At 69.2% G+C, this 26034-nt stretch carries 12 protein-coding genes; all 12 read left to right on the top strand.

Annotated elements, in window-relative coordinates; all coding sequences use genetic code 11:
* Positions 1 to 202 precede the first annotated feature (202 nt).
* The 12 genes from ACFQY2_RS04775 (at position 203) to ACFQY2_RS04830 (ending at position 26023) form a co-directional block, all read left to right on the top strand.
* Positions 203 to 2260 (top strand): acyl-CoA dehydrogenase, encoded by a 2058-nt coding sequence (locus ACFQY2_RS04775; protein WP_378744497.1) that lies wholly within the window; start codon positions 203 to 205, stop codon positions 2258 to 2260.
* Between the two features lie 47 nt (positions 2261 to 2307).
* Positions 2308 to 2889, top strand: a complete 582-nt coding sequence (locus ACFQY2_RS04780) for a DNA-3-methyladenine glycosylase I (RefSeq protein ID WP_378744498.1) — start codon at positions 2308 to 2310, stop codon at positions 2887 to 2889.
* A gap of 144 nt (positions 2890 to 3033) precedes the next feature.
* Positions 3034 to 9093, top strand: a complete 6060-nt coding sequence (locus ACFQY2_RS04785) for an Ig-like domain-containing protein (protein ID WP_378744499.1) — start codon at positions 3034 to 3036, stop codon at positions 9091 to 9093.
* Between the two features lie 155 nt (positions 9094 to 9248).
* Positions 9249 to 15344: an Ig-like domain-containing protein gene (locus ACFQY2_RS04790; protein ID WP_378744500.1), complete on the top strand. Its 6096-nt coding sequence runs from the start codon at positions 9249 to 9251 to the stop codon at positions 15342 to 15344.
* 54 nt (positions 15345 to 15398) lie between these two features.
* Positions 15399 to 16370: an AAA family ATPase gene (locus ACFQY2_RS04795; RefSeq protein ID WP_378744501.1), complete on the top strand. Its 972-nt coding sequence runs from the start codon at positions 15399 to 15401 to the stop codon at positions 16368 to 16370.
* A complete protein-coding gene (locus ACFQY2_RS04800) occupies positions 16370 to 17629 on the top strand; it encodes a DUF58 domain-containing protein (protein WP_378745030.1) in 1260 nt (419 codons plus the stop codon). The genes ACFQY2_RS04795 and ACFQY2_RS04800 overlap by 1 nt, the downstream gene beginning before the upstream one ends.
* Positions 17626 to 20019: a transglutaminaseTgpA domain-containing protein gene (locus ACFQY2_RS04805; protein ID WP_378744502.1), complete on the top strand. Its 2394-nt coding sequence runs from the start codon at positions 17626 to 17628 to the stop codon at positions 20017 to 20019. Before ACFQY2_RS04800 ends, ACFQY2_RS04805 begins: the two co-directional genes overlap by 4 nt.
* Positions 20016 to 21440, top strand: coding sequence for an RDD family protein (locus tag ACFQY2_RS04810; protein ID WP_378744503.1), 1425 nt, complete (start codon positions 20016 to 20018; stop codon positions 21438 to 21440). Before ACFQY2_RS04805 ends, ACFQY2_RS04810 begins: the two co-directional genes overlap by 4 nt.
* Positions 21437 to 22255 carry a PP2C family protein-serine/threonine phosphatase gene (locus ACFQY2_RS04815; protein WP_378744504.1) on the top strand — a complete coding sequence of 273 codons (819 nt, stop codon included), beginning with the start codon at positions 21437 to 21439 and terminating at the stop codon, positions 22253 to 22255. Before ACFQY2_RS04810 ends, ACFQY2_RS04815 begins: the two co-directional genes overlap by 4 nt.
* On the top strand, positions 22252 to 23658 hold the full coding sequence (locus tag ACFQY2_RS04820) for an FHA domain-containing protein (protein WP_378744505.1): 1407 nt from the start codon (positions 22252 to 22254) through the stop codon (positions 23656 to 23658). The genes ACFQY2_RS04815 and ACFQY2_RS04820 overlap by 4 nt, the downstream gene beginning before the upstream one ends.
* Positions 23655 to 25316: a protein kinase gene (locus ACFQY2_RS04825; RefSeq protein WP_378744506.1), complete on the top strand. Its 1662-nt coding sequence runs from the start codon at positions 23655 to 23657 to the stop codon at positions 25314 to 25316. The genes ACFQY2_RS04820 and ACFQY2_RS04825 overlap by 4 nt, the downstream gene beginning before the upstream one ends.
* Positions 25313 to 26023, top strand: coding sequence for a hypothetical protein (locus tag ACFQY2_RS04830; RefSeq protein WP_378745031.1), 711 nt, complete (start codon positions 25313 to 25315; stop codon positions 26021 to 26023). The genes ACFQY2_RS04825 and ACFQY2_RS04830 overlap by 4 nt, the downstream gene beginning before the upstream one ends.
* Positions 26024 to 26034: the final 11 nt, after the last annotated feature.

The raw sequence follows: 26034 nt of genomic DNA on the forward strand, positions 1-26034 counted from the left end.
CCGCGGCGCACCCGCCACTTCTGAGACACGGCAGGCGAGGAGAGGCAGGCGAGCCGCCGCAGGGTCGGATGCTGTGGGGTCGCGACAAGACGACCGGAGGGCGTGGCCGTCAGGTGTTGTCCGTGACCCACAGGTGAGTTCACTCCGCTTTGTCGCAGACCTACCATTGGGGTGCCCCCGTTCCGTTCCGAGAGGACCCGACATGGTCGACGCCGCCGTACGATCCACCACCACAGCCGCCGACGAGATCGAGAACATCGATGTCGCCGAGGTCACCGGGCTGCTGATGGGCACCTGGGCCGACACCCGCCGCGAGTCGCGCGAACTGATCAAGGATCCGGCGTTCTGGCGCGACGACAGCCTCGGTAAGGACGCCCATCGCGAGCGCGTGCTCACCCAGTTGCATCTGCTGGTCGAGAACGGCGCCGTGCACCGCGCGTTCCCGAAGCGGCTGGGCGGGGAGGAGAACAACGGCGCCAATGTCGCCGGGTTCGAGGAACTGGTGACCGCCGATCCCAGCCTGCAGATCAAGGCGGGCGTCCAGTGGGGCCTCTTCGGCTCCGCCGTGCTGCAGCTCGGGACCGAGACGCACCACGACCGGTGGCTTCCCGGGATCATGGACCTGTCGATCCCGGGCGCCTTCGCGATGACCGAGATCGGCCACGGCTCCGACGTCGCCGCTGCCGCCACCACGGCGACCTTCGACCCCGAGACCGATGAGTTCGTCATCAACACGCCGTTCCGCGCCGCGACGAAGGAGTACCTCGGCAACGCCGCACTGCACGGCGTCGCGGCCACCGTTTTCGCCCAGCTGATCACCAACGGCGTCAACCACGGTGTGCACTGCTTCTATGTGCCGCTGCGGGGTGAGGACGGAGTCGACCTCCCCGGCGTCACCCGCGAGGACGATGGACTCAAGGGCGGATTGAACGGCATCGACAACGGCAGGCTCTCGTTCGACCACGTGCGCATCCCCCGCACCAATCTGCTGAACAAGTACGGTGACGTCACGTCCGACGGCACCTACACGAGCCCGATCGACAGCCCCGGTCGCCGGTTCTTCACCATGCTCGGCACCCTGGTGCAGGGGCGCGTGTCGCTCGACGGCGCAGCATCCTGGGCATCCGCTCTCGGCCTGCACATCGCGATCACCTACGCCACGCAGCGTCGGCAGTTCGAGGGCGCCGACGGCCAGGAGGTGGTGCTGCTCGACTACGGCAAGCATCAGCGCCGACTGCTTCCGCGCCTGGCGACCACCTACGCGCACATCTTCGCGCACGACGAATTCCTGCAGAAGTTCGACGGCGTCTTCTCCGGCCGCTCCGACACCCCGGACGACCGCGAAGACCTCGAGACACTCGCCGCCGCGCTCAAGCCGCTCTCGACCTGGCACGCTCTCGACACCCTGCAGGAGGCGCGCGAAGCGTGCGGCGGCGCGGGCTATATGTTCGAGAACCGTCTCGTCGGCCTCCGCGCCGACCTCGACGTCTACGCCACGTTCGAGGGCGACAACAATGTGCTGCTGCAGCTGGTCGGCAAGCGGCTGCTCACCGACTTCGCACAGCAGTTCACGGGCAAGGACGCCACGGCCCTCGCCAAGTACGCCGTCGGCCAGACGGCGGGCAAGGTCTTCCACGGCGCAGGCCTGCGCGCGCTGGGCCAGGCGGTCGCCGACCTGGGCTCGACTGCCCGCTCGGTGGAGCTGGGTCTGCGCGAGGAGCAGCAGCATCAGCTGCTCACCGAGCGCGTGCAGCAGATGGTCGCCGACATCGCCGGTCGCCTCCGCCCGGCAGGCAAGGACAAGGTGCTCGGCGAGAAGCTCTTCAACGAGAATCAGGCCGAGCTGATCGAGGCCGCACGCGCGCACGGTGAGCTGCTGCTCTGGGAGGCGTTCACCGACGCCGCGGGCCGGATCGAGGATGGGCAGACCAGGACCGTGCTCACCTGGTTGCGCGATCTGTTCGGGCTGACGGTGATCGAGAAGCACCTCGCTTGGTACCTCATCAACGGACGCCTGTCGACGCAGCGCGCCGCTGCCGTCTCCAGTTACATCGATCGGTTGTGCGCGCGGCTGCGCCCGCACGCGCTCGACCTGGTCGGCGCCTTCGGCTACGAGCCCGAGCACGTGCGCGCGCCCATCGCGAGCGGTGTGGAGCAGCAGCGTCAGGATGAAGCGCGCGCCCACTACGCGGCGCTCGAGGCGTCCGGCCAGGCACCGATCTCCGAGAAGGCCCTGCACAAGAAGAAGAAGCAGGGCTGAGGACTCACCCCGCAGCGGGTGTCGTCGGGGCGCAGTAGCGTGAACGCATGACCTCGCTTCTGACCGGCCCTGATGGACGTGCGCGCTGCGCCTGGGCGGGCGAGGATGCCGAGTATCGTCGCTACCACGACGAGGAGTGGGGAAGCGCGTTGCACGGCGATCGCGCGCTGTTCGAGAAGATGGCGCTGGAGGGCTTCCAGGCGGGACTGAGTTGGATCACGATCCTGCGAAAGCGCCCCCGCTTCCGCGAGGTCTTCGCCGGGTTCGATCCGCACCGGGTCGCGGAGTTCGGCCCGGACGACGTCGATCGCCTGATGGCGGATGCCGGGATCATCCGCAACCGCGCCAAGATCCTGGCCACCATCTCCAACGCCGCCCTCGTGCGCGACATGACGGACGGGGAACTGGATGCCCTGATGTGGTCGTTCGCGCCGTCGGCATCCGTCCGCCCTCGTCCCCGCACGCTCGCCGACATCCCCGCGGTGACCGAGCAGTCCGCGGCGCTGAGTAAGGCCCTGCGCGCGCGGGGGTTCCGCTTCGTCGGCCCGACGACCATGTACGCGCTGATGCAGTCGGCGGGAATGGTCGACGACCACATCGACGGATGCTGGCGCGCGGTCGCGCGTTGAACACTTCGCTCTCCCCGTCATTCCTGGCGGCACGGTAGGCTGTCCGCGGCGCGCGGCGCGCGCCCAGGGGGGAAGAGCAGTATGCGAGTGCTGGCACGGATGAGAGCGCGCCCGAAGAGCATGGCAGCGACGGCGGGAGTCGTCGTGGGGGCAGTCGCACTCACCGGTCTGGCGCTCTCCTATGACGGGCTGCCCACCACGAAGGTCGAACTCAACGACGCCGGGGTCTGGCTGACGAAGACCTCGAGTCTGCTGGTCGGTCACTTCAACCACGAGTCCACGGTGCTCGACGGCGGACTGCGAACCTCGGGTGAGGACTACGACATCCTGCAGGACGCCGGTACCATCCTGGTCGCCGATCAGGGCGGCAGGACACTGACGGCAGTGGACCCTGCCCGCGTGTCACTGAGTGACAGCGCGCCGATCCCGAACGATGCGAAGGTGTCGCTCGGTGGCCGCACGACCGCCGTGCTCGACCGCACCTCCGGTGATCTGTGGGTCGTCGGCACGGCGTCGATCTCCGGCTTCGATATCAAGACCACCGAGCCCCTGGTCGAGCTCGGCAGGAACTCCGACGCCGTCGTCGCGCGCGACGGCACCGTGTTCGCGGTGTCCGCCGAGCAGGGCCAGGTCGTCACCGTCCCTGTCGACGCGCAGGGCGACCCGCTGGAGCCCAAGACCGCTTCGGTCGGTGAGATCGACGCCTCCGAGCGAGTGTCGATCACGGCCGTCGGCGACGTCCCCGTGGTGTTCGACGCCGCTGCGGGGCTGGTGACGACTCCCGGCGGATTCCGCACGGCGCTGGGACGACTGGGCACAGGCCACCCGACGGATCTCGTGCTCCAGCAGGCTTCCGCGCAGACGGATGCGGTCGCGCTCGCCGGCGCGCGCCAGTTGATCCTGGTGCCCTTGGACGGGGCCGACCCCGTGACGCTCGAGGCCGGTGGCGCGGGCGATCCGGCCGCACCCGTCTACCTGCGCGGCTGCACGTACGCCGCCTGGGGAGGGTCGGCACGGTTCCTGCGCGACTGCGAGGGCGACGCGCACGACATCGCCGCCGACATTCCCGGAGCGGAGGAGAGCTCGCATCTGGTCTTCCGCGTCAATCGCGATGTGATCGTGCTGAACGATGTCATCGGCGGCGAGGCGTGGCTGGCCGACGAGAGCCTGCAGCGCGTGGACGACTGGTCGATCCTCACCCCGCCGGAGGGTGAGACCGAGGATGAGGAGGACTCCACGCAGGAGACGATCGAGAGCTCTCTTCCCGACCGTAAGGAGGAGAACACACCTCCGGTCGCCGAGGACGATCCCGATCTCGGTGTCCGCCCCGGCGGAACCACGCTGCTTCCGGTGCTGGACAACGACAACGACTCCGACGGCGACGTGCTGGTCGCGTCGCTGATCGACGCGCAGCCGTCGATCGGGGAGGTGCAGCCGATCCTGAACGGCGGGGCGCTGCAGATCATGGTTCCCGAGGACGCGACGGGCACGGCGTCGTTCACGTACCAGGTGGACGACGGTCGCCCGAACGGCACCGACGAGGCGAAGGTCACCGCGACCGTCTACGACTGGGACACGAACACCGCCCCTCGAGCCAAACGCGCCACCAAACTCTCCGTCGAGTCCGGCGGCACCCTCGCATACAACCTGCTGCCCGACTGGATAGACCCCGAGGGTGACGACCTGTATCTGCAGAACGTGATTCCGGCGCCGGGCGACGAGGTGGAGTTCACCACGGACGGCCAGATCACCTACCGCGCGGTGGGCAGCCTGCAGGGACGCAAGGAGATCGAGGTTGTCGTCTCCGATGCGCTGGGAGAAGCCGCGAGCGGCAGGATCCTGCTCGATGTGAAACCTCCGGGGACGACTGTCCCGGTCACCAACGCCGATCACATCGTCACCCGGGTGGGAGAGACGGCCACTGTGTCACCGCTCGCGAACGACACCAGCTCGGGTCGCGACGAGCTGAGGCTGACCCGCGTCGATCCTCTCGACACGGCCCAGATCGTTCCGGACTACCCGAAGAAGCAGTTCGCATTCCGTGCCGCGTCGGCAGGCGTCTATTACGTGCAGTATCTGGTGTCGGCGGGACAGGCGGATGCCAAGGGCATCGTGCGCGTGGACGTGCTGGACAAGCAGGAGTCCGAGCTGCCACCGGTGGCGGTACGCGACGTCGCCCTCCTGCCCAAGGGCAGCGAGGCGCTGGTCGGCGTGCTGTCGAACGACTCCGACCCGGGCGGCGGGGTCCTCGTGGTGCAGTCGGTCACGGTTCCGCCGCACAGCGGAATAGCCGTGTCGGTGCTGAACCATGAGACGCTGCGCATCAGTGATCAGGGTGCTTTGGACGCGCCCGTGAAGATCAGCTATCGGATCTCGAACGGCTCGAACTCGGCTGAAGGCGACGTGACCGTGGTGCCGATCCCGGCGCCGTCGAAGATCTCCGCACCGGTCGCGCATGACGATGAGGCGCGGGTGCGTGTCGGCGATGTGGTGACGATTCCGGTGCTCGACAACGACGTGCATCCCGACGGGGATGTGCTGCACGTCGCCCCGGATCTGATCGAGCCGTTGGTGGATCCGAAGGACGGTGAGGCGTTCGTCTCGCAGGACCAGGTGCGCTTCCGTGCCGGGCCGGAGGCACGGACCGTATACCTGACCTACGAGGCGGTGGATTCGATGGGGCAGAAGGCGGGCGGCCATATCACCGTGCAGATCCTGCCGCTGGATGCCGAGGTCAACGCACCACCGCGGCCCCGGGATGTGACCGCCCGGGCGCTCGGCGGCGGCATGATCCGGATACCGGTTCCGCTGGACGGGCTCGACGCCGACGGTGACTCCGTCGAGCTGCTGGGGCAGGATGTGGCGCCGGTCAAGGGACAGATCACTGAGACCGGCAGCAACTATCTGGAGTACGAGGCCTTCGAGGGATCGACCGGTGTCGACACGTTCACGTATCGCGTCCGCGACCGCCTGGGCGCTGAAGGCACCGCGACCGTCCGGGTGGGCATCGCCCCACCGGAAGCGACGAATCAGGCGCCGTATGCGGTGAAGGACGCGGTGGTCGTGCGGCCGGGGCGCTCGGTGGCTGTGCCGGTTCTGGCGAACGATTCCGATCCGGAGGGTGATGAGATCCGTCTCGTCAAGGACGGACTGGAGGTGCCGAAGGACTCGGGTCTGAAGGCGAAGGTCTCCGGTGACCGTGTGATCGTGACCGTGCCGGATCACGAGATGGAAGCCTCCCTGCGCTATACGATCCGCGACGCCAAGGGTGCGGAAACGGATGCGCCCATCCTGGTCACCGTGGACGAGGACGTGCCGCTGATGACGCCGATCGCTCGTGATGACCGGCTGCGGGTGGAGGACCTGAAGGATTCCCTGACGGCCGATATCGACATCCTCGAGAACGATGAGGATCCCGACGGCACCGCCGAGGGCCTCACGGTGGAACTCGAGGAGGGTGCGCGTCTGGTCGGTGACCGCAAGGCTCGGGTGACGGTGACCGAGGAGCGTCAGCTGATCAAGTACACCGTCACCGACCAGGATGATCGGGTCGCGTCGGCGTTCATCTTCGTGCCGGCTGTCAGTGAGCTGCGTCCGGCGCTGCTGTCCACGAAGCCGGTGGAGGTGCAGAGCGGCGAGACGAAGGAGCTGCCGCTGTCGGAGTACGTCACCGTCGCGGGCGGGGGCACGGTCCGGCTGACCGAGGCTGCCAAGGTCAGTTCCGCGCACGGCAACGGGGACTCGCTGATCAAGGACGAGACCACCCTGGTGTACACCTCTCAGACGGGGTACTTCGGCAAGGAGTCGGTCAGCTTCGAGGTGACGGACGGCAAGACGGTCGAGGATCCGAAGGGACGCAAGAGCACTCTGTCGATCCCGATCCTGGTGCTGCCGCCGGAGAACCAGCCGCCGGTGTTCGTGAACGGCCAGGTCGAGGTCGCCCCCGGCGAGGACGCGACGACACTGGACCTTGCTGCCCTCACCACCGATCCCGACAAGGACGACGTCGACAGGATCCAGTACCGCATCGCCCAGCAGGCGACCGGCGGGGTCAGTGCCCGCCTGGATGGCAGCGTGCTTCGGGTCGAGGCGACCACCACGACGCCGAAGGGCACCACCACATCCGTCGGACTGACCATCAGTGACGGTACGACCGAGCCCGTCGAGGGCACTGTGTCGGTCACCGTGACCGCCTCCACGCGCAGCCTGCCCGTGGCCAGCCCTGACACGATCGATGAAGCCGACCAGGGCGAGACGATCTCGGTGCCGGTGCTGGAGAACGACATCAACCCGTTCGAGGTCGATGGCACGCCGTTGAAGCTCATCTCCGCGACCGTGGAGAGCGGCTCCGGCGAAGCGCGTGTCACGGGTGACGAGGTCGAAGTGACGCCCGGCAAGACCTTCGTCGGGGTGATGGTGGTGCGGTATCGGATTCAGGATGCGACGAAGGATCCGGATCGTGAGGTCGATGGGCGGATCACGGTGGTCGTGCAGGGGGTGCCGGAGGCTCCGGGTGTTCCGCGGGTGACGACGGTGGAGGATCGCACGGTCGTGCTGGCGTGGTCGACGCCGTCGAACAATGGTGCGGAGATCGATCATTACACGGTGGCCTCGGTCGGCGGTCGCCCGTACTCGAAGACGTGCGAGACGACCACGTGCACGCTCGATGGTCTGGTGAACAATGTCGAGTACACGTTCCAGGTGACGGCGCACAATCGGGTCGGTGACGGCAAGCCGTCGCCGGTGTCCGAGCCGGCGCGACCGGATGTGCGGCCCGAGACGCCGCTGCCTCCGAAGCTCGTCTTCGGTGACAAGTCGCTGGCGGTGAGCTGGACGACTCCGCAGTCCAACGGCTCGCCCGTGGAGTCCTACACACTGCAGATCTCACCCGCGCCGCTGCGCGGCGCGTCGGAGAAGACCGGGGTGACGGGAAACGCCTTGACTTGGGACGGTTTGGAGAACGGCACCGATTACCAGGTCCGCGTGCGTGCCCACAACAAGGCTCCCGACCCGTCGGACTTCAGCCTGTGGTCACTCGGCGAGATACCCGCCGGGGTTCCGGGTGCGGTCGCTGCGCCTTCGGTGCAGAGCGTGCCGTCGGTCGGCAGCGAGGCGCAGATGGCCGTCAGCTGGGGCAACGCCGACCCGAACGGTGACGCCGTCAAGAACTACGACCTGCTGATCTATCGCGGCGGCGCCCTGTACGGCGACCCCATCGCCGTGGGCACGGCGACGTCGAAGACAGTGTCCGTGCCCACGAACTCGGCCGACTACACCTATGCCGTCCGCGCCACCAACAAGGCGGGCACCGGCGAGACGAGTGCGCAGTCCGCGCCGCGACGTGCGTTCGGCACGCCGGGATCACCGACGAACGTCAAGGCGACCGACGGCGACAGACAGATCACCGTCACCTACACGATGCCGGAGTCGGCGCTCAACGGCGCCAACCGGAACGAACTGCGCTACCAGTACCTGATCAGCGGCGGAAGCTGGACGGACTGGAACGGCAGCAGCGCGATCCCGGCCACCAACGGCACGGACTACACCGTTCGTGTGAGGGCCTACTCGGTCATCGACGGTCAGCAGTCGCAGCCCGGCGAGGCGTCGGCTGCCTCGAATCAGGTCACTCCGTACGGCACGCCGTTCGCGCCGACCGGCACCGCTGTGAACCAGGGCACCTCCGTCCGGCTCACCTGGAACGCAGGCGGCTCGTCCAACGGTCGCCCCGTCACCACCTACATCAGCGTCGACGGCGGCGGCTGGGAGGAGGTCGCCACGAGCGGCACCCGGGATGTCGGCAACGGCTACAGCCAGAGACACAGCATCAAGGTGCGCGCCGTCGCATCGCCGGGTGGCACAGCGGAATCCGGGACGCACTCGGCCACGACCGACGCGCCGCCGGTGCCTACTGCCACGACGGTGAAGGGGACCCCCGGCTACTGGCCGGTCGGCTGGGGCGGAAGCGGTTCGTGCACGACCGCGTCCTGTGCGTACATGGCGATCGCGGTGAAGGATTTCCCCGCAGGCAACTACTCGCTCTACTGCAATGACGGACCCGGTGCCGGGCAGCGCTGGGGAGGAAGGACGGTCTACGTGCCCTCCAACGGCACGGTGAATCTCACCTGCTTCTATGGGAGCCCCGGCACGAGGGTCTGGGTGACGATCGGCGGATGGGGCGACGCCGGGGCGATGACCTGGTACTGACGCATCCACACGACGAGGTATTCGGTCCGCACGGATTCCCGCGACTGGGGTACTTCTGCCCATGCGTCCACCTTTTTCCCCGCACGATCAGCCGGTTACAATGGCACGAGCGTGCACGGGTGTGCGCGGCCGGCACCCCGGGGGGAGAGCGCTGAATGAGGGTACTGTCATGGGTTCGGGCACGCCCGAAGACCTTCGCCGCCACCGCGGGAGTGCTGGCGGGCAGTGTGGTCCTCACCGGAATGGCGCTCGCCTATGACGGACTTCCGACCGCGAAGGTCGAGCTCAACGACGCCGGCGTGTGGCTGACGAAGTCGTCCAGCCTGCTGGTCGGACACTTCAATCACGAGTCCACCGTGCTCGATGGCGGGCTGCGCACCTCGAGCGAGGACTACGACATCCGGCAGGATGCCGCGACGGTGCTCGTCGTCGACCAGGGCAGCTCCACTCTCACCGCCATCGATCCCGCCCGTGTCTCGCTCACCGACAGCGCCACCATTCCCGGCGATGCCAAGGTGGAGCTCGGCGACCGCACCACGGCCGTGCTGGATCGCACCTCCGGTGCCCTGTGGGTGCTCGGCGCGGATGAGATCGCCGGCTTCGACATCAAGGCCGTCGATCCTCTCCTCGAACTCGGCAAGAACGCCGACGTGACCGTCGGGCGCGACGGCACGGTCTATGCGGTCTCTGCGAAGGATGCGGAGATCGTCACCATCCCGGTCGATGCCCAGGGGTCGCCCGAGGAGCCGACCACCGCATCCGTCGAGGCGATCGACGAGGACTCCACTCCCACGATCACCGTCGTCGGTGATGTGCCTGTGGTGCTGGACACGAACAGCGGACTCGTCGTGGCGCCCGGCGGGTTGAATGCGAAGATCGACGGCGGGGAGGACGCCGTCCTGCAGCAGGCGTCGGCGGCGTCCGATTCGGTCGCCATCGCCACACGGTCAGCGCTGCTGTCGGCACCGCTGGGCGGGGGCGATATCGTCGTCACTCAGGCAGGCGGGACGGGAACCCCGGCGGCGCCCGTGTTCCTCCACGGCTGCACCTATGGAGCCTGGAGCGGCTCCGGACGTTTCCTGCGCGATTGCGCCGGCGAACGCGACGACGTCGCCGAGAAGATCCCCGGCGGTCAGAAGACCTCGCGACTGGTCTTCCGCGTCAATCGCGATGTGATCGTGCTGAACGATGTCATCGGCGGCGAGGCGTGGCTGGCCGATGAGAGCCTGCAGCGCGTGGACGACTGGTCGATCCTCACCCCGCCGGAGGGCGAGTCCGAGGACACTGACGAATCCACCCAGGAGACGGTGGAATCCTCCCTCCCCGAGCGCAAAGAGGAGAACACGCCCCCGGTCGCCGAGAATGATCGACTGGGAGCGCGCCCGGGTGGGACCACGCTGCTTCCGGTGCTGGACAACGACAACGACTCCGACGGCGACGTGCTGGTGGCCTCGCTGGTGGGGGCGCAGCCGTCGATCGGGGAGGTGCAGCCGATCCTGAACGGCGGGGCGCTGCAGATCATGGTCCCCGAGGACGCGACGGGCACGGCGTCGTTCACGTACCAGGTGGACGACGGTCGCCCGAACGGCACCGACGAGGCGAAGGTCACCGCGACCGTCTACGACTGGGACACGAACACCGCCCCCAAGCCGAAGCGTCAGACCAAACTGTCCGTCGAGTCCGGCGGCACCCTCGCATACAACCTGCTGCCCGACTGGCTAGACCCCGAGGGCGACGACCTCTATCTGAAGGAGGTCGTGGCCGCGGAGGGCGACGAGGTGGAGTTCACCACCGACGGCCAGATCACGTACCGGGCGCTGGGCAGCCTGCAGGGACGCAAGGAGATCAAGGTCGCGGTCTCGGACTCCCTCGGCGAGACTGCCAACGGCAAGATCCTGCTCGACGTGAAACCCCCGGGGACGACGGTCCCGGTCACCAACGCCGACCACATCGTCACCCGGGTCGGCGAGACCGCGACTGTGTCGCCGCTCGCGAACGACACCAGTTCCGGCCGCGACGAGCTGCGGCTGACCCGCGTCGATCCGCTGGACGGGGTCAGCATCCACCCGGATTACCCGAAGAAGCAGTTCACCTTCAAGTCCCCGGCCGCGGGCGTGTACTACGTGCAGTATCTGGTGTCGGCGGGGCAGTCGGATGCCCCGGGCATCGTGCGGGTGGACGTGCTGGACAAGCAGGAGTCCGAACTGCCGCCGGTCGCCGTGCGCGACGTGGCGCTTCTGCCGCAGGGGAGTGAGGCGCTGGTCGGCGTGCTGGCGAACGACTCCGACCCGGGCGGCGGGGTCCTCGTGGTGCAGTCGGTGACCGTCCCGCCGCACAGCGGCATCGCCGTGTCGGTGCTGAATCATGAGACGCTGCGCATCAGCGACCAGGGCGGGCTCACCGAACCCGTCAAGATCAGCTACCGCATCTCCAACGGCTCGAAGTCCGCCGATGCGGATGTGACCGTGGTGCCGATCCCGGCACCGTCGAAGATCGCCGCCCCCGTCGCCCACGACGATGAGGCGCGGGTCCGCGTCGGCGACGTGGTGACGATCCCCGTGCTCGACAATGACGTGCACCCCAACGGAGACGCGCTGCACGTCGCGCCGGATCTGATCGAACCGCTGGTGGACCCGGCGGACGGCGAGGCGTTCGTCTCGCAGGACCAGGTGCGCTTCCGTGCCGGGCCGGAGGCGCGCACCGTCTACCTCACCTACGAGGCGCTGGATTCGATGGGGCAGAAGGCCGGCGGGCACGTCACCGTGCAGATCCTGCCGCTGGACGCGGAGGTCAACGCCCCGCCGCGCCCGCACGACCTGACCGCCCGTGCGCTGTCCGGCACCACCATCCGCATCCCGGTTCCGCTGGACGGCATCGATGTCGACGGTGACTCGGTCGAACTGCTCGGGCAGGACGTCGCGCCCACCAAGGGACAGATCACCGAGACCGGCAGCAACTACCTGGAGTACGAGGCCTTCGAGGGCTCGACAGGCGTCGACACCATGATCTACCGCGTGCGCGACCGCCTGGGCGCGGAGGGCACTGCCACCATCCGCATCGGCATCGCGCCCGCCGAGGCCATGAACCAAGCGCCGTTCGCGGTGAAGGACGCGGTCGTGGTGCGGCCGGGTCGCTCCGTGGCCGTGCCCGTGCTGGCCAACGACTCCGACCCGGAGGGCGACGAGATCCGCCTCGTCAAGGACGGACTCGAGGTCCCGAAGGACTCCGGTCTGAAGGCCAAGGTCTCCGGAGACCGCGTGATCGTGACCGTGCCGGATCACGAGCTGGAGGCGGCGCTGCAGTACACGATCCGCGACGCGAAGGGCGCCGAGGCGCAGGCCGCCATCCTCGTCACGGTCGACGAGGACGTGCCGCTGATGACGCCGGTCGCCCGGGACGACCGGCTTCGAGTCGAGGACCTGAAGGATTCCCTGACCGCCGACATCGACATCCTCGAGAACGATGAGGATCCCGACGGCACGGCAGAGGGCCTCACCGTGGCGCTCGAGGATGGCGCGCGTCTGGTGGGCGACCGCAAGGCCCGGGTGACGGTGACGGAGCAGCGTCAGCTGATCAAGTACACCGTGACCGACCAGGATGATCTGGTCGCGTCGGCGTTCATCTTCGTCCCCGCGGTCAGCGAGCTGCGTCCCGCGCTGCTGTCCACGAAACCAGTCGAGGTGCAGAGCGGCGAGACGAAGGAGCTGCCGCTGTCGGAGTACGTCGCCGTCGCCGGCGGTGGCGATGTCCGGTTGACGGAGGCGTCGAAGGTCAGTTCCGCGCACGGCAACGGGGACTCGCTGATCAAGGACGAGACCACCCTGGTGTACACGTCGGAGAAGGGGTACTTCGGCAAGGAATCCCTCAGCTTCGAGGTGACCGACGGCAAGACCGTCGAGGATCCGAAGGGCCGCAAGAGCACCCTGTCGATCCCGATCCTCGTACTGCCACCCGAGAACCAGCCACCGGTGTTCGTGAACGGCCAGGTCGAGGTCGCCCCCGGCGAGGACGCGACCTCCCTCGACCTCACGGCGCTGACGACCGATCCCGATCCCGAGGACGCCGACAAGATCCAGTACCGCATCGCCGCACAGCCGGGTGCAGGCATCGACGCGCGGCTGGATGGCAGCACCCTCTTCGTCGAGGCGTCCGCGAGCACACCCAAGGGCACCACATCGATGGTCGGCCTGACGATCACCGACGGCACGACCGAGCGGGTCGAGGGCACCGTATCGGTCACCGTGACCGCCTCCACGCGCAGCCTCGCCGTCGCCGGCCCGGACCGGGTCGAGGAGGCCGATCAGGGCAAGACGATCACCGTGCCGGTGCTGGAGAACGACATCAACCCCTTCCAAGCCGAAGGCACACCGCTGGAGATCCTCTCCGCCACGGTCGAGAGCGGCAGCGGTACCGCCGCGGTCGTCGGCGATCAGGTCTCCGTGACGTCAGGTGCGACCTTCGTGGGGGTCATGTCGGTGCGGTATCGGATCCAGGATGCGACGAAGGATCCCGACCGTGAGGTCGACGGGCGGATCACCGTGGTCGTGCAGGGCGTGCCGGAAGCTCCTGGCGTCCCGCGAGTGACGACCGTGGAGGACCGCACGGTGGTGCTGGCATGGTCGACGCCGTCGAACAACGGCGCCGAGATCGATCACTACACGGTGACCTCGGTGGGAGGGCGGCCCTATTCGAAGACGTGCGAGACGACCACCTGCACGTTGGACGGGCTGACGAACAATGTCGAGTACACATTCCAGGTCGTGGCGCACAATCGCGTCGGCGACGGCAAGCCGTCGCCGCTGTCGGAGCCTGCGCGGCCGGACGTGCGGCCGGAGACGCCGCTGCCGCCGAAGCTCGTCTTCGGTGACAAGTCGCTGGCCGTGAGCTGGACGACTCCGCAGTCCAACGGCTCTCCTGTGGACTCGTACACCCTGCAGATCTCACCGGCACCGCTGCGCGGATCGTCGGAGCGGGTGACAGGCAACGTCAACACGTTGACCTGGGACGGGTTGGAGAACGGCACGAATTACCAGGTGCGGATCCAGGCGCACAACCAGGCGCCCGACCCGTCGGATTTCAGCCTGTGGTCGCTCGGCGAGACACCGGCGGGCGTGCCCGGTGCGGTCGCCGCGCCTTCGGTCCAGAGCGCGCCGTCGGTCGGCAGCGAGGCGCAGATGAGCGTCAGCTGGGGCAACGCCGACCCGAACGGGGATGCGGTCAAGAACTACGACCTGCTGATCTATCGCGGCGGTGCGCTGTACGGCGAGCCGATCGCGGTGGGAACGGCGACCTCGAAGACGGTGTCCGTGCCGACGAGCTCGGCTGACTACACCTATGCCGTGCGCGCCACCAACAAGGCCGGCACAGGCGAGACCAGCCCGCAGTCAGCGCCGCAGCGCGCCTTCGGCACGCCGGGAGCGCCGACGAATGTGAAGGCGGTGGACGGCGACAACAAGATCACCGTCACCTACACGATGCCGGGGTCAGCGCTCAACGGCGCGAACTCGAGCGAGATCCGCTACCAGTACCTGATCACCGGCGGAAGCTGGACGAACTGGAACGGTGGAGCGATCGCCGCCGTGAACGGCAGGAACTACACGGTGCAGCTTCGGGCCTACTCGATCGTCGGCGGTCAGCAGTCCCAGCCCGGTCCCGCCTCGGCTGCCTCCAACCAGGTGATCCCATTCGGGGCGCCGAAGGCACCCACCGGCAATGCGGTGCCGTCGGGTGACAAGTCGGTCAAGGTGTCCTGGAACGCCGGGGGCTCTGAGAACGGCCGCCCGGTGACGACATACATCAGCATCGACGGCGGCGGCTGGGAGAAGGTCGCCACGAGCGGCAACCGGACGGTCGGCAACAGCTACAGCACCAAGCACACCATCAAGGTGCGCGCCACGGCCAGCGAGGGCGGCTCGGCGGAGTCCGGCACGTACAGCGCAACCTCGGGTCCGCAGCCGCCGCCGCCGGTCAAAGCAACGCTGGGTCCTGGCGCCGAAGTACCGGGATGCACCGTCGTGGGAGGCGGGACGTGTCACCGCTTCAAATTGACGACGACCAGCGCCTTCAAGGCCGGCAGCTACAACATCGAGTGCTGGGCCGGTAACGACAGAATCGGCAACAACGCGGGATACAAGGTCCACATACCGTCCGGCGGCAGCGTGCAGTTCCAGTGCTACTCGGGCTACAACCGGAACAAGACGCTCAAGATCATCGGCGGGGATCCGTCCAGCGTGAGCGCCAATTTCGGTTGACGCATCGCGCGGCTCGCTTCCCACCCCTCATCACTCGAGAAGAAGAGAACTGACATGACAATGACCACGGAACAGGCCGCCTGGTTCCACAGCACGTTCCAGCGGCTCGTGGAGAACATCGACAAGGCGCTGCAGGGCAAGCCCGAGGTGGTGAGCCTGGTCCTCTCCGCCATGCTCGCCGAGGGCCACGTGCTGCTCGAGGACGCCCCGGGCACCGGCAAGACGCAGCTCGCGAAGGCGGTCGCCGCCACCGTGCAGGGCAGCAGCTCCCGCATCCAGTTCACGCCAGACCTGCTGCCCTCCGATGTGACCGGTGTGACGATCTATGACCAGCGCGATCACAGGTTCGAGTTCCATAAGGGGCCGATCTTCGCTTCCATCGTGCTCGCCGACGAGATCAACCGCGCCTCGCCGAAGACGCAGTCCGCGCTGCTCGAGGTGATGGAGGAATCGCGGGTCACGGTCGACGGCGTCACCCATGAGACGGGCCGTCCGTTCCTCGTGATCGCCACACAGAACCCGGTGGAGCAGGCCGGAACGTACAAGCTTCCCGAGGCCCAGCTGGACCGCTTCCTCATCAAGACGTCGATCGGCTACCCCGACCTCGCCGTCACCGAGAGCATCCTGGCCGGTGCCGCGCAGCGCAACCCTGCGTCGGGGCTCTCCGCGGTCATCACCACCAGCGCCGTCGCCGACATGGCCGACCTGGCCGCCACCGTGCACGTCGAGTCGGCCGTGCTGCGGTACACGGCCGAGCTGACGGAGGCGACGCGCAAGGACAGCTCGATCAAGCTCGGCGTCTCGGTGCGCGGCGCGATCGCGATGATCCGCATCGCCAAGGTGTGGGCGGCCGCGCACGGGCGTCACTACGTGCTGCCCGACGACATCAAGACGCTCGCACGCCCGGTCTGGCAGCACCGCCTCATGCTCGACGCCGAGGCGGAGTTCGCCGGCTCCACCCCCGACTCCGTCATCGCCCGCGTCCTGGAGACCGTCGCCGCACCGCAGGCCCGGGCCAGCGCGTGATGACGACGGATGCGACCGCGGCACCCGGTGCGGCCGACCGCGAGGCAGGATGGCGCGACGTCGTCGCCGTCCTCGGCTCTCGCGTGCTCGACCGTCTGCGGCTCGTCGCGGCCGTCATCCGCCCTCTCGGCTGGACGGTGATGACGCTCGCCCTGGCCGCGTTCATCACCGGGCAGCTGCTCGGATGGCACGAGGTCGTGGTCGTGGGACTGGCGCTGACGATGATCGCCGTGATCTGCGCCCTGTTCCTCGTCGGCCGCACCGAGTACGAGGTCTCGCTCGATCTGGCCCGCAACCGCGTCGTCGTCGGTGAGCGCGCCGTCGGTGCGCTCACACTGCACAACAGCAGTACGCGCGCCATCCTGCCCTCCCGGGTGGTGCTGCCTGTCGGCGGCGGTCGCGGCGAGTTCTCCATCCAGCGTCTCGCACCAGGTCAGGAGGCCGAGGAGCTGTTCACGATCCCCACGCAGCGACGGGGCGTCGTCAAGGTCGGCCCTGTCAGTGTCGTCCGCGGCGACCCGCTCGGGCTGTTCGAGCGCGCACATCGCCGCGACGACCCCGTCGACCTGTACGTGCACCCGAAGACCACTCTCTTCGGCGGGCAGTCGCTGGGCTTCCTGCGGGATCTGGAGGGTCTGCCCGCCGCCGACCTGTCGCGCGACGACGTGTCCTTCCACGCGCTTCTCGAGTACCAGCCCGGCGACGACCTGCGGCACGTGCACTGGCGTTCGACGGCACGCACCGGCACGATGATGGTCCGCCAGTTCGAGGAGACGCGCCGCTCCCACTTCGTGATCGGCCTGTCCCGCTCGCCGCGCGACTACCGCACCGACGAGGATTTCGAGCTCGCGATCTCGGTCGCGGGCTCCATCGGGCTGCGTGCACTGCGCGACTCTCAGAAGGTCGATGTGCGTGTGCAGGGCCGGGAACTGGCATCCGGCACGGGCAAGCGCCTGCTCGACTCCCTCGCGATGGTGGAGCATTCCAAGCCCCGTGAAGGCGGCGTGCCCGAGCTCGCCGGTGTGCTCGCCGCGACGATGCCCTCGGCCAGCGTCGTCGCGCTGGTGTGCGGGTCGGCCGTCTCCACGGAGGATCTGCGTCTCGCCTGCTCCCGGATGCCGTTCGGCGCCCGCACGATGGCGGTGGTCGTGCAATCCGGAATCGACCAGCCGGGACTGCGCAGGATCGGAGACGCCGATGTCGTCACGATCGGTGCGCTCGATCAGCTTCCCCTCGCTCTGCAGAAAGTGCTCGCATGACCTCCGCGCCGACCTCGACGGATGCCGCGCTTCCGCGGCGCCGGTGGATCCTGGACCTCTCCGCCACGGCGGTGCTCGCCGTCGTGGCGCTGGTCGGCTTCTGGCCGAGCTTCGCCGGCCCCTCCTTCCTCGGGGCGGCGCTGGGCGGCGTGCTGCTCGGGCTCGCCGTCGCCGCGGTCTGCACATGGCGGCGCTGGGGCATCCTCGTCGTGACCGGTCTCGTCATCGCCGTGTACTTCCTCTTCGGCGGGGCGCTCGCGCTGCCCGCGACGACCATCGCCGGCTTCGTCCCGACGCTGGACACGCTCACCGGACTCGCCCTCGGCGCGATCACCTCGTGGAAGCAGCTGCTCACCACGGTCGCACCGGTCTCCGCCTCCGACGGTCACCTCGTGGTGCCGTTCATCCTGGGGCTGGTCGCCTCGGTGACCGCCGCCTCGCTCGCACTGCGGCTGCGCCAGGTGTGGTGGGCGCTGATTCCCGGGGCATCCGCCCTGCTGCTGATCATCGCGCTCGGCGTTCCGGACCCCGCGTTCCCCCTCGTGCAGGGTGTGGTCTTCGCTGCGGCCACGGTCGTGTGGATGTCGCTGCGCACCTGGTGGGCGCCGCAGAGCACCGCGGTCGACGTGTCCGAGGCGGACCCCACGCGTGCAGCGCACATGCGCACCCGTCGTCTGCTCGGCGGTGTGGCCGTGCTGGTGGTGTCGGGTGTCGCCGGTGCGGGGCTCGGTGCGGTCGCCTCGCCGGCGGAGCCGCGCCACGTGTTCCGCGACGCGATCATCCCGCCGTTCGACATCCGCGACTATGTGAGTCCGCTGCAGGCATTCCGCAAGAACGTGCGCGATGAGGTCGACAAGACGCTCTTCACCGTCACCGGACTGCCGAAGGGTGCGCGCGTGCGGCTGGCCGCGATGGACCACTGGGACGGCGTCGTCTACAACGTCACCGACGGAGGCCCCGGCACGTCCAGCGCGTTCACGCCGCTGCGCTCCAACATGGCCGCGGACGTCGAGGGGACACCGGCCACCCTGCAGTTCGCGATCGACGAGTACAGCGGCGTCTGGGTGCCCGGGCCCGAGGAGATCCAGCAGATCACCTTCGACGGCGATCGCTCCGAGTCCCTGCGCCGCAGCGGCTTCCACAACAGTGCGACCGGCACGACGGTGGTCACCGCGGGGCTGCGCAAGGGGGACACGTACGTCGTCGACGCGGTGTTCCCGAAGACCCCGACCGACGAGCAGCTCGGCGACACCCCGATCGCCAAGATGAAGCTGCCCGAACCGCAGCATCTCCCCGAAGAGCTCAGCACGCTGGCCGCGGAGACCGTGGTCGACGCCGAGACGCCGATCGCCCAGGTGCGGGCGCTGGAGACCTACCTCTCCAAGTCGGGATTCTTCAGCCACGGTCTGGGCTCGCAGGCCCACCTCTCCCGCGCCGGCCACACCGCGGAGCGCATCGCCACCCTCATCGGAGGCGACCAGATGGTCGGCGACGACGAGCAGTATGCGGTGACCATGGCACTGATGGCCCGTGCCATCGGCATCCCCGCACGGGTGGCGATGGGCTACTACCCGAAGAAGGACAGCGACGGCGGGGCCTTCACAGCCACCGGTGACGACGTGCACGCCTGGGTGGAGGTGAACTTCACCGGCTACGGCTGGCTGCCGTTCGATCCGACTCCGCCTGAGGATCAGGTGCCGCAGGACCAGAACACCAAGCCGAAGGTCGACCCCAAACCGCAGGTGCTGCAGCCGCCGCCTCCGCCGCAGGAACCGGTGGACCTGCCCCCGACCGTCCCCGACGACCGCGAGGCCGAGGACGACACCCCGAACATTCTCGGGATCATCGCTCTCATCCTCGCCATCGGCGGCATCTCTCTGCTGGTCCTGCTGATCCTCAGCTCGCCGCTCATCGTGATCGGTGCCTGGAAGGCCACCAAGCGGCGCAAGCGCCGCCATGCCGAGACGGCACCGGACCGGATCAGCGGCGGCTGGGAGGAGCTCACCGATCGCGCGATCGACTACGGCGCCCGGCTCGCGCCCGGCGCCACGCGGGTCGAGGAGGCCGCGACGGTTTCGACCGCGCTGGCGCTGCCGACCGCCACGGCGCTCGCCGATCGCGCCGACGGCAAGGTGTTCGGCCCGGGCGAGCCGACCCAGGAGGAGGTCGACGCCTTCTGGGCCGAGGTGGACGAGGCCGTCGACGGGTTGGCTCGAGAGGCGGGCTTCTGGAAGCGGCTGAAAGCGCGGCTGAGTCTGCGCTCGCTCACCGGGAAGGGCCGCATGGCGGCACGGATGCAGGAACTCAGGGATGCCGCGACAGCGCGCGTGCGCCGCGAACCTGGCACCATCGACAAGAAGACGACGCGATCCGAGAGCGAGACCCCATGACGATGCTTCCCTTCGGCGAGGTGGCGCCGATCAAGCGACGCGCCGTGGCGTACGTCATCGACGCGCTCATCGCCGCGATCATCCCGGTGATCGGCATGATCATCGCCGTCGTGATGATCACGTCCGCGCTCGCCGGACCGGAACCGGCCGCGGGGGTTCTGGCGGTCACGACGATCCTCTTCCCGGTGATCGGCCTGCTCGAACTCGGATGGTTCATCGTCTACACGGTCATGCAGGCCGGGCGCGGCTCGATCGGCATGCGCGCCCAGGGCCTCCGGCTCGCCGATGCGTCCGACGGTGGGGAGCTCGGCTTCGGGCGGGCGCTGCTGCGCAACGTCATCTGGGGCCTGGCGGCGGCCATCGTGGTGGGATACTTCAGCGCACTGTTCGACGGATCGGGTCGATTCCAGGGCTGGCACGACAAAGCAGCGGGTTCCGTGATGCTCGACCAGCGCACATCCGGGCCCGCACCCGCGTCGCGGGTGCAGGATTCCGCGCAGGCGCCACTGGTCCCCGCCGATCACCGGCCGGACGCGACGACGGCGGCTCCGACCGCCATGCCGGGATTCGGCGCACCCGCCGCACCCACTTCGATGCCCGGGTTCGGGCAGGCTCCCGGCGCGTTCCTCCCGCCGCAGCCGGGCGCCGGTCCGGCTGAGCAGGTCGTCCCTCCGACGCCGGAGGTCGCCGCGGCTCCGCCGGCATACAGCGCGCCGCAGCCGCCGGTGTTCCAGGAGCCCACCGAGGAGGAGTTCGCAGAGCACACGGTGCTGTCGCCGCGCATCCAGCGCGAGCTTCCCGATGATCCGCTCATCTCTTTCGTGCCCGGGGTGACCCAGGAGCCGCCGCAGCAATCCGCCCCGCCGGAGCCCACGCCGTCCGCGTCTTCGGCGCCGGCGTCCGCACCCGCTTCGTCCGCACCCGCTTCGTCCGCACCCGCTTCGTCCGCACCCGTCGAGCCCGTCTCAGCGCCCACCCCGGACGCTGCGCCCGTGACGGCTCCCGGCCCCGTCGTCGCGTCGACGCCATCCGTGCTGCAGCCCGTTCCGGCGGCCGAGGACGATGAGGACATCGAATCGACCCGCATCAGCGTGCCCGGTCATCGTCTGGTCTTCACCTGGGATGACGGCCAGCGGGCGACCGTCTCCGGCCGCACGGTGTTCGGACGCAACCCCGAGGAGTCCGGGTCGGTGACCAACGTTCCCGTGCGCGACGAGACCCGCTCGCTGTCGAAGACCCACTTCGAGGCGGGGGCGAACGCGCAGGGCGGCTGGGTGATGGACCGTCAGTCGACGAACGGGACGACCATCGTGCGCGACGGCGTCCGCATCGCGTGCCCGCCCGGGCAGCGTGTGCCGGTACGGCTCGGCGACGCGCTCGAGATCGGCGACCGCATCGTGACCGTCGGGGGGTACGTGTGACCGCCCCCATCGTCACGGCCAGCGCCGGCGCCACCGATGTCGGCGCACGCCGCAAGCTCAACGAGGACGCGTTCCTCGCCGCGCCGCCGCTGTTCATCGTCGCGGACGGGATGGGCGGCCACGACGCCGGTGAAGTCGCCAGCGCCACCGTCATCGAGCACTTCTCCCGACTGGTCGGGCGCGAGGCACTGTCGATCGAAGACGTCAGCGACGCGCTCGCGTCCGCCCGGACGGCCGTCGGCGCCCTGGGGCAGTACGGCACGGCCGGGGCGGGGACGACACTGAGCGGCGTCGCCATCGCGACCGTCGACGGGCTCGGCTACTGGCTCGTGCTGAACATCGGCGACTCCCGCACCTACCAGTTCTCCAACGGTGAGCTCGAGCAGATCACCGTCGATCACTCCTACATCCAGGAGCTGATCGACGAGGGCGAGATCACGCCCGAACAGGGCAGGTCCGACGCCCGTCGCAACATCATCACCCGGGCCATCGGCGCCGGAAGCGTCGGCGACGCCGACTACTGGCTGTTCCCCGCAGAAGGCGGCGATCGGATGCTGGTGTGCTCGGACGGCCTGACCACCGAGCTTTCCGATGAGCGCATCGCCGAGGTGCTCAGGGACGAGGCCGACCCGCAACGGGCGGCCGAGGTGCTGACAGCGGATGCCGTCCGCGCCGGGGGGCGCGACAACGTGACCGTGGTGATCGTCGACGCGGTGACGGTGGCATCCGTCCGCGGCGTCCACGTGCGGGCAGACGAAGCAGATGAGCTGGCCGACACGCGTCCGCGTGCCGCAGTGGATGGAGGAATGCGATGAGTGACGTTGTCTACCGACCCGGTGAATGGCAGGTCGTCGTCGAGGAATCCGGGATCGCCGCCCTCCCGGCGGACGCGAGCGCCGAGAAGGTCGTCGCGCTGTCCGCGATGCTGAGCCGGGGCGTCCCCGAGCTCACCGAGGTGATCGATGTGCTCTCCGGCGGGGCGATCACCGGGCTCGGCTCGTTCGCGGTCGCCCTGATCGGTCCGACCGGCACGCGCTTCGCCGTACGAGGCTCCGTGACGGTGACCACCGGATGGGACGCCAGCTTCTCGGGTGAGGACATCACCACCTGGAGCGAGCGCTTCATCGCCGAGCCGGCGCGGTTCGAGATCGGGTTCGGCGATCCGGCCGAGACAGTGGCATACCCCATCCGCTCCGGGGTGGTGCTGGCCTCCGGGGTGCGCGTCGGCGAGCCGTTCGCGGAGCCGGTGGCGGATGCTCCCGAGGATGCCGATCGGGGTGCGGCCGACCTCGCCGCACTGCCCATCGGGGCGGACGCAGTGGACGATGCCCCGACCGGTGCCGCCACGGACGAGCCCGAGACGGACGAAGCGGAGACGGCGCCCGACGCGCCGACGGCGGAGCCCGAGGCAGAGCCGGCCGAGTCCGAGGGGGAGCCGGCCGAGTCCGAGGGGGAGCCGGCCGAGTCCGAGGGGGAGCCGGCCGTGCCCGCAGAGCCGGAGAACCAGGACGAGGACGAGTCGGACGACGTGCCGACCGAGACGATCGCCCCCGACGAGCTCGCGCTGGTTCGGGCGGATGCCCACGAGGAGCCGTGGAACGATCCGCTCGCGCAGCCGGATCTCGGGGCGACGATCGTCCCGCCGGCTCAGGACGAGCAGCCGCAGCCGGCATCCGCGCCGTTCGCTCCTGCACCGCCCGCGGCCGCACCCGCAGTGGTGCCCCCTGCGCCGCCCGCCGCACCCGGTCTCGACATCGGGGACCACGACGGCGCCACCATCTCGCTGTCCGAGGCTCGCCGGCTGCGCGCAACGACCTCTGCGCCCGACGCGCCGACCGAAGTGCTGCCGACCCTCCCCAGCGACGCCGCAGGGTCGACCTCGGCGCGGATCCGGCTGTCGACAGGCCAGGTGGTCGAGCTGGATCGCGTGGTCATCATCGGCCGCAAGCCCCGTTCCACCCGGGCGAGCGGGTCGACGATGCCGCACCTGATCGCCGTCGACAGCCCGGAGTCCGACATCTCCCGCAATCACCTGGAAGTGCGGCCGGAGGGGGACTCTGTCGTCGTGATCGATCTGCACACGACGAACGGCTCCACGCTGCTGCGTCCCGGTGCGGACCCGGTGCGTCTGCACCCGGGCGAGCAGACGCTCGTCCTGGGCGGCGACGTCATCGACATCGGCGACGGCGTGACGGTCGCGATCGAGGAATTCGGATGACGCGCGCCCCTTCTCCGCCGCCCGAGCTTCCGGGCTTCACCTATGTGCGCCCGCTGGGGACGGGCGGGTTCGCCGATGTCTTCCTGTACGAGCAGCAGCTTCCCAAGCGGGAGGTCGCCGTCAAGGTGCTCCTCGCGGATCGCCTGACCGCCGGCGCCGCCGAGGAGTTCACCAACGAGGCGAACGTCATGGCGCTGCTCTCCACGCACCCCGCCATCGTCACCATCTATCAGGCGGGCGTGGCAGCCGACGGCCGGCCGTACCTGGTGATGGAGTACTGCCCGAAGCCCAACCTGCAGATCCGCACGCGCAAGGAGCCGTTCTCGGTCGCCGAGGCGCTGCGCGTGGGTGTGCAGGTCAGCGGGGCGGTGGAGACCGCGCACCGGGCCGGAGTGCTGCACCGCGACATCAAGCCCGCCAACATCCTCGTGACGGCGTACAACCGTCCTGCGCTGACCGACTTCGGCATCGCGTCGACCACGGCCTCCGCCACGGACAGCGAAGCCGCGGGCATGTCCATCCCGTGGTCGCCGCCGGAATCGTTCGCCGAGACTCCCAGCACGGGGGTGCGGACCGATGTGTACGCCCTCGGTGCGACCGTGTACACGCTGCTCTCCGGGCGCTCTCCGTTCGAGCGGAAGGGCGAGCGCAACACCAGCGCCGACCTCATCGAGCGCATCGAGCGCATGGCGGTGCCGTCCCTGGGCCGTGCCGACGTCCCCGACAGCCTGCAGGCGACCCTCGCACGGGCGATGTCCAAGCGCCCGGACGACCGCTATCCGAGCGCCGTGGCGTTCGCCCGTGCACTGCAGAAGGTGCAGATCGAGCTCGCGCATTCGGTCACTCCGATCGACATCGTCGACGAGCATCCCCAGCACGAGGGGGACGACGACGATGACGACGGCCTGACCCGGGTCCGCGAGGTCCGCTCGATCAACCCGGACACGCAGTCCGCGACGCGTCCGTCGGCCACCACGCTGCGCAAGCAGCCGCACGTGACGGCGGACGTGCCGCGTTTCGAGAGCGCGCCGGCGCCGTCGGAGCTCGAGGAGACCCAGCGGCGGGACGCGCCGGCATCCGCTGCGCCCGCGACGGCCGCGTCCTCCGGAGTCTCGGAGGACGACGAGCCCACGCTGCTGCGTCGTCCCCGGGTCGTCGCACCGGATGCGCCACCCGCACGGGCCGACGGTCCCGCACCGGCCGCACCCTCGCTCCCGGACGAGCCGCACGCGCGGAAGCGCTCCGGGATGCCGTGGTGGGGCTGGGTCGTGAGCGCCCTGGGCGTGGTCGCGGTGGTGCTCGGGATCATCTTCTCGGGCGCCATCACCGACGCGCTCGTGCCCGAGCCGGAGCCGACGACGGCGGACACGCCGCGGCCGCAGGACCCGATCGCCGGCATCGTGCCGCCTGTCGAGGATCTGAAGGGCAGCAGTGCGGGCGGCGTCGTGAGCTTCAGCTGGACGAACCCCGATCCCGAGGAGGGCGACTCCTTCGTCTGGTACGAGGTGACGCTGGACGGAGCGGGCGAGCCGAGGAACACGGCGGAGGATGCCGTCACACTCGAGGGTGCGCGTTCGGAGCGCACCTGCATCGAGGTCGTGCTGAAACGGGACGACGGCCGGTCGTCACCGCAACCGGTCAGGGGGTGCGTGGGCTGATGGAACTGACAGTGGAGTACGCAGGGGAGTACTTCTCCCTCGAGGAGGACGAACCGTTCTACGTCGGGCGTCAAGGACACCTGGAGCTGGACGACAACCTCTTCCTGCACCGGCACTTCCTCGAGATCTCCCGCGCCGAGGGCCTGTGGTGGCTGTCGAACGTCGGGGCACGGCTCACGGCGACCGTGACCGACTCCTCGGGCGGCGTCAATGCCTGGCTGGCTCCCGGCGCGCGCCTGCCGATCGTGTTCGAGCAGACCACGGTCGTCTTCACCGCCGGCCCCACCACGTACGAGCTCACCATCCACGCGAAGGGCCCGGCATTCCGGATCGCACCGCGCGACAGTGCGGAGGCCGGCGAGTCGACGATCGGTCACGTCCCGCTCACCGAGAGCCAGAAGCTGCTGATCCTGGCGCTGGCGGAGCCGGTGCTGCGGCGGGAGGGCACGGGTACGAGCGAGATCCCGAGCTCCGCTCAGGCGGCCGAGAGACTCGGCTGGACCAGCACACGGTTCAATCGCAAACTCGACAACGTGTGCGACAAGTTCGATCGCATCGGTGTGCAGGGCATGCGCGGGGGACAGGGCCGCCTCGCCACCAATCGGCGCGCGCGGCTCGTCGAGCACGCGGTCTCGAGTCGACTGGTCACCAGGGAGGACCTTCACCTCCTCGATGTCCCCGCCCGCGAACGCGGTGCGGACGACTGAAGCGCGGGACG

This window comes from Microbacterium sp. GCM10027623 (assembly GCF_042666935.1).
Lineage (GTDB): Bacteria > Actinomycetota > Actinomycetes > Actinomycetales > Microbacteriaceae > Microbacterium.

What these genes read in the sequence shown, in the direction of transcription:
- ACFQY2_RS04775 (WP_378744497.1), top strand. Translation starts at nt 203, where the DNA reads ATGGTCGACGCCGCCGTACGATCCACCACCACAGCCGCCGACGAGATC.
- ACFQY2_RS04780 (WP_378744498.1), top strand. Translation starts at nt 2,308, where the DNA reads ATGACCTCGCTTCTGACCGGCCCTGATGGACGTGCGCGCTGCGCCTGG.
- ACFQY2_RS04790 (WP_378744500.1), top strand. Translation starts at nt 9,249, where the DNA reads ATGAGGGTACTGTCATGGGTTCGGGCACGCCCGAAGACCTTCGCCGCC.
- ACFQY2_RS04795 (WP_378744501.1), top strand. Translation starts at nt 15,399, where the DNA reads ATGACAATGACCACGGAACAGGCCGCCTGGTTCCACAGCACGTTCCAG.
- ACFQY2_RS04800 (WP_378745030.1), top strand. Translation starts at nt 16,370, where the DNA reads ATGACGACGGATGCGACCGCGGCACCCGGTGCGGCCGACCGCGAGGCA.
- ACFQY2_RS04805 (WP_378744502.1), top strand. Translation starts at nt 17,626, where the DNA reads ATGACCTCCGCGCCGACCTCGACGGATGCCGCGCTTCCGCGGCGCCGG.
- ACFQY2_RS04810 (WP_378744503.1), top strand. Translation starts at nt 20,016, where the DNA reads ATGACGATGCTTCCCTTCGGCGAGGTGGCGCCGATCAAGCGACGCGCC.
- ACFQY2_RS04820 (WP_378744505.1), top strand. Translation starts at nt 22,252, where the DNA reads ATGAGTGACGTTGTCTACCGACCCGGTGAATGGCAGGTCGTCGTCGAG.
- ACFQY2_RS04825 (WP_378744506.1), top strand. Translation starts at nt 23,655, where the DNA reads ATGACGCGCGCCCCTTCTCCGCCGCCCGAGCTTCCGGGCTTCACCTAT.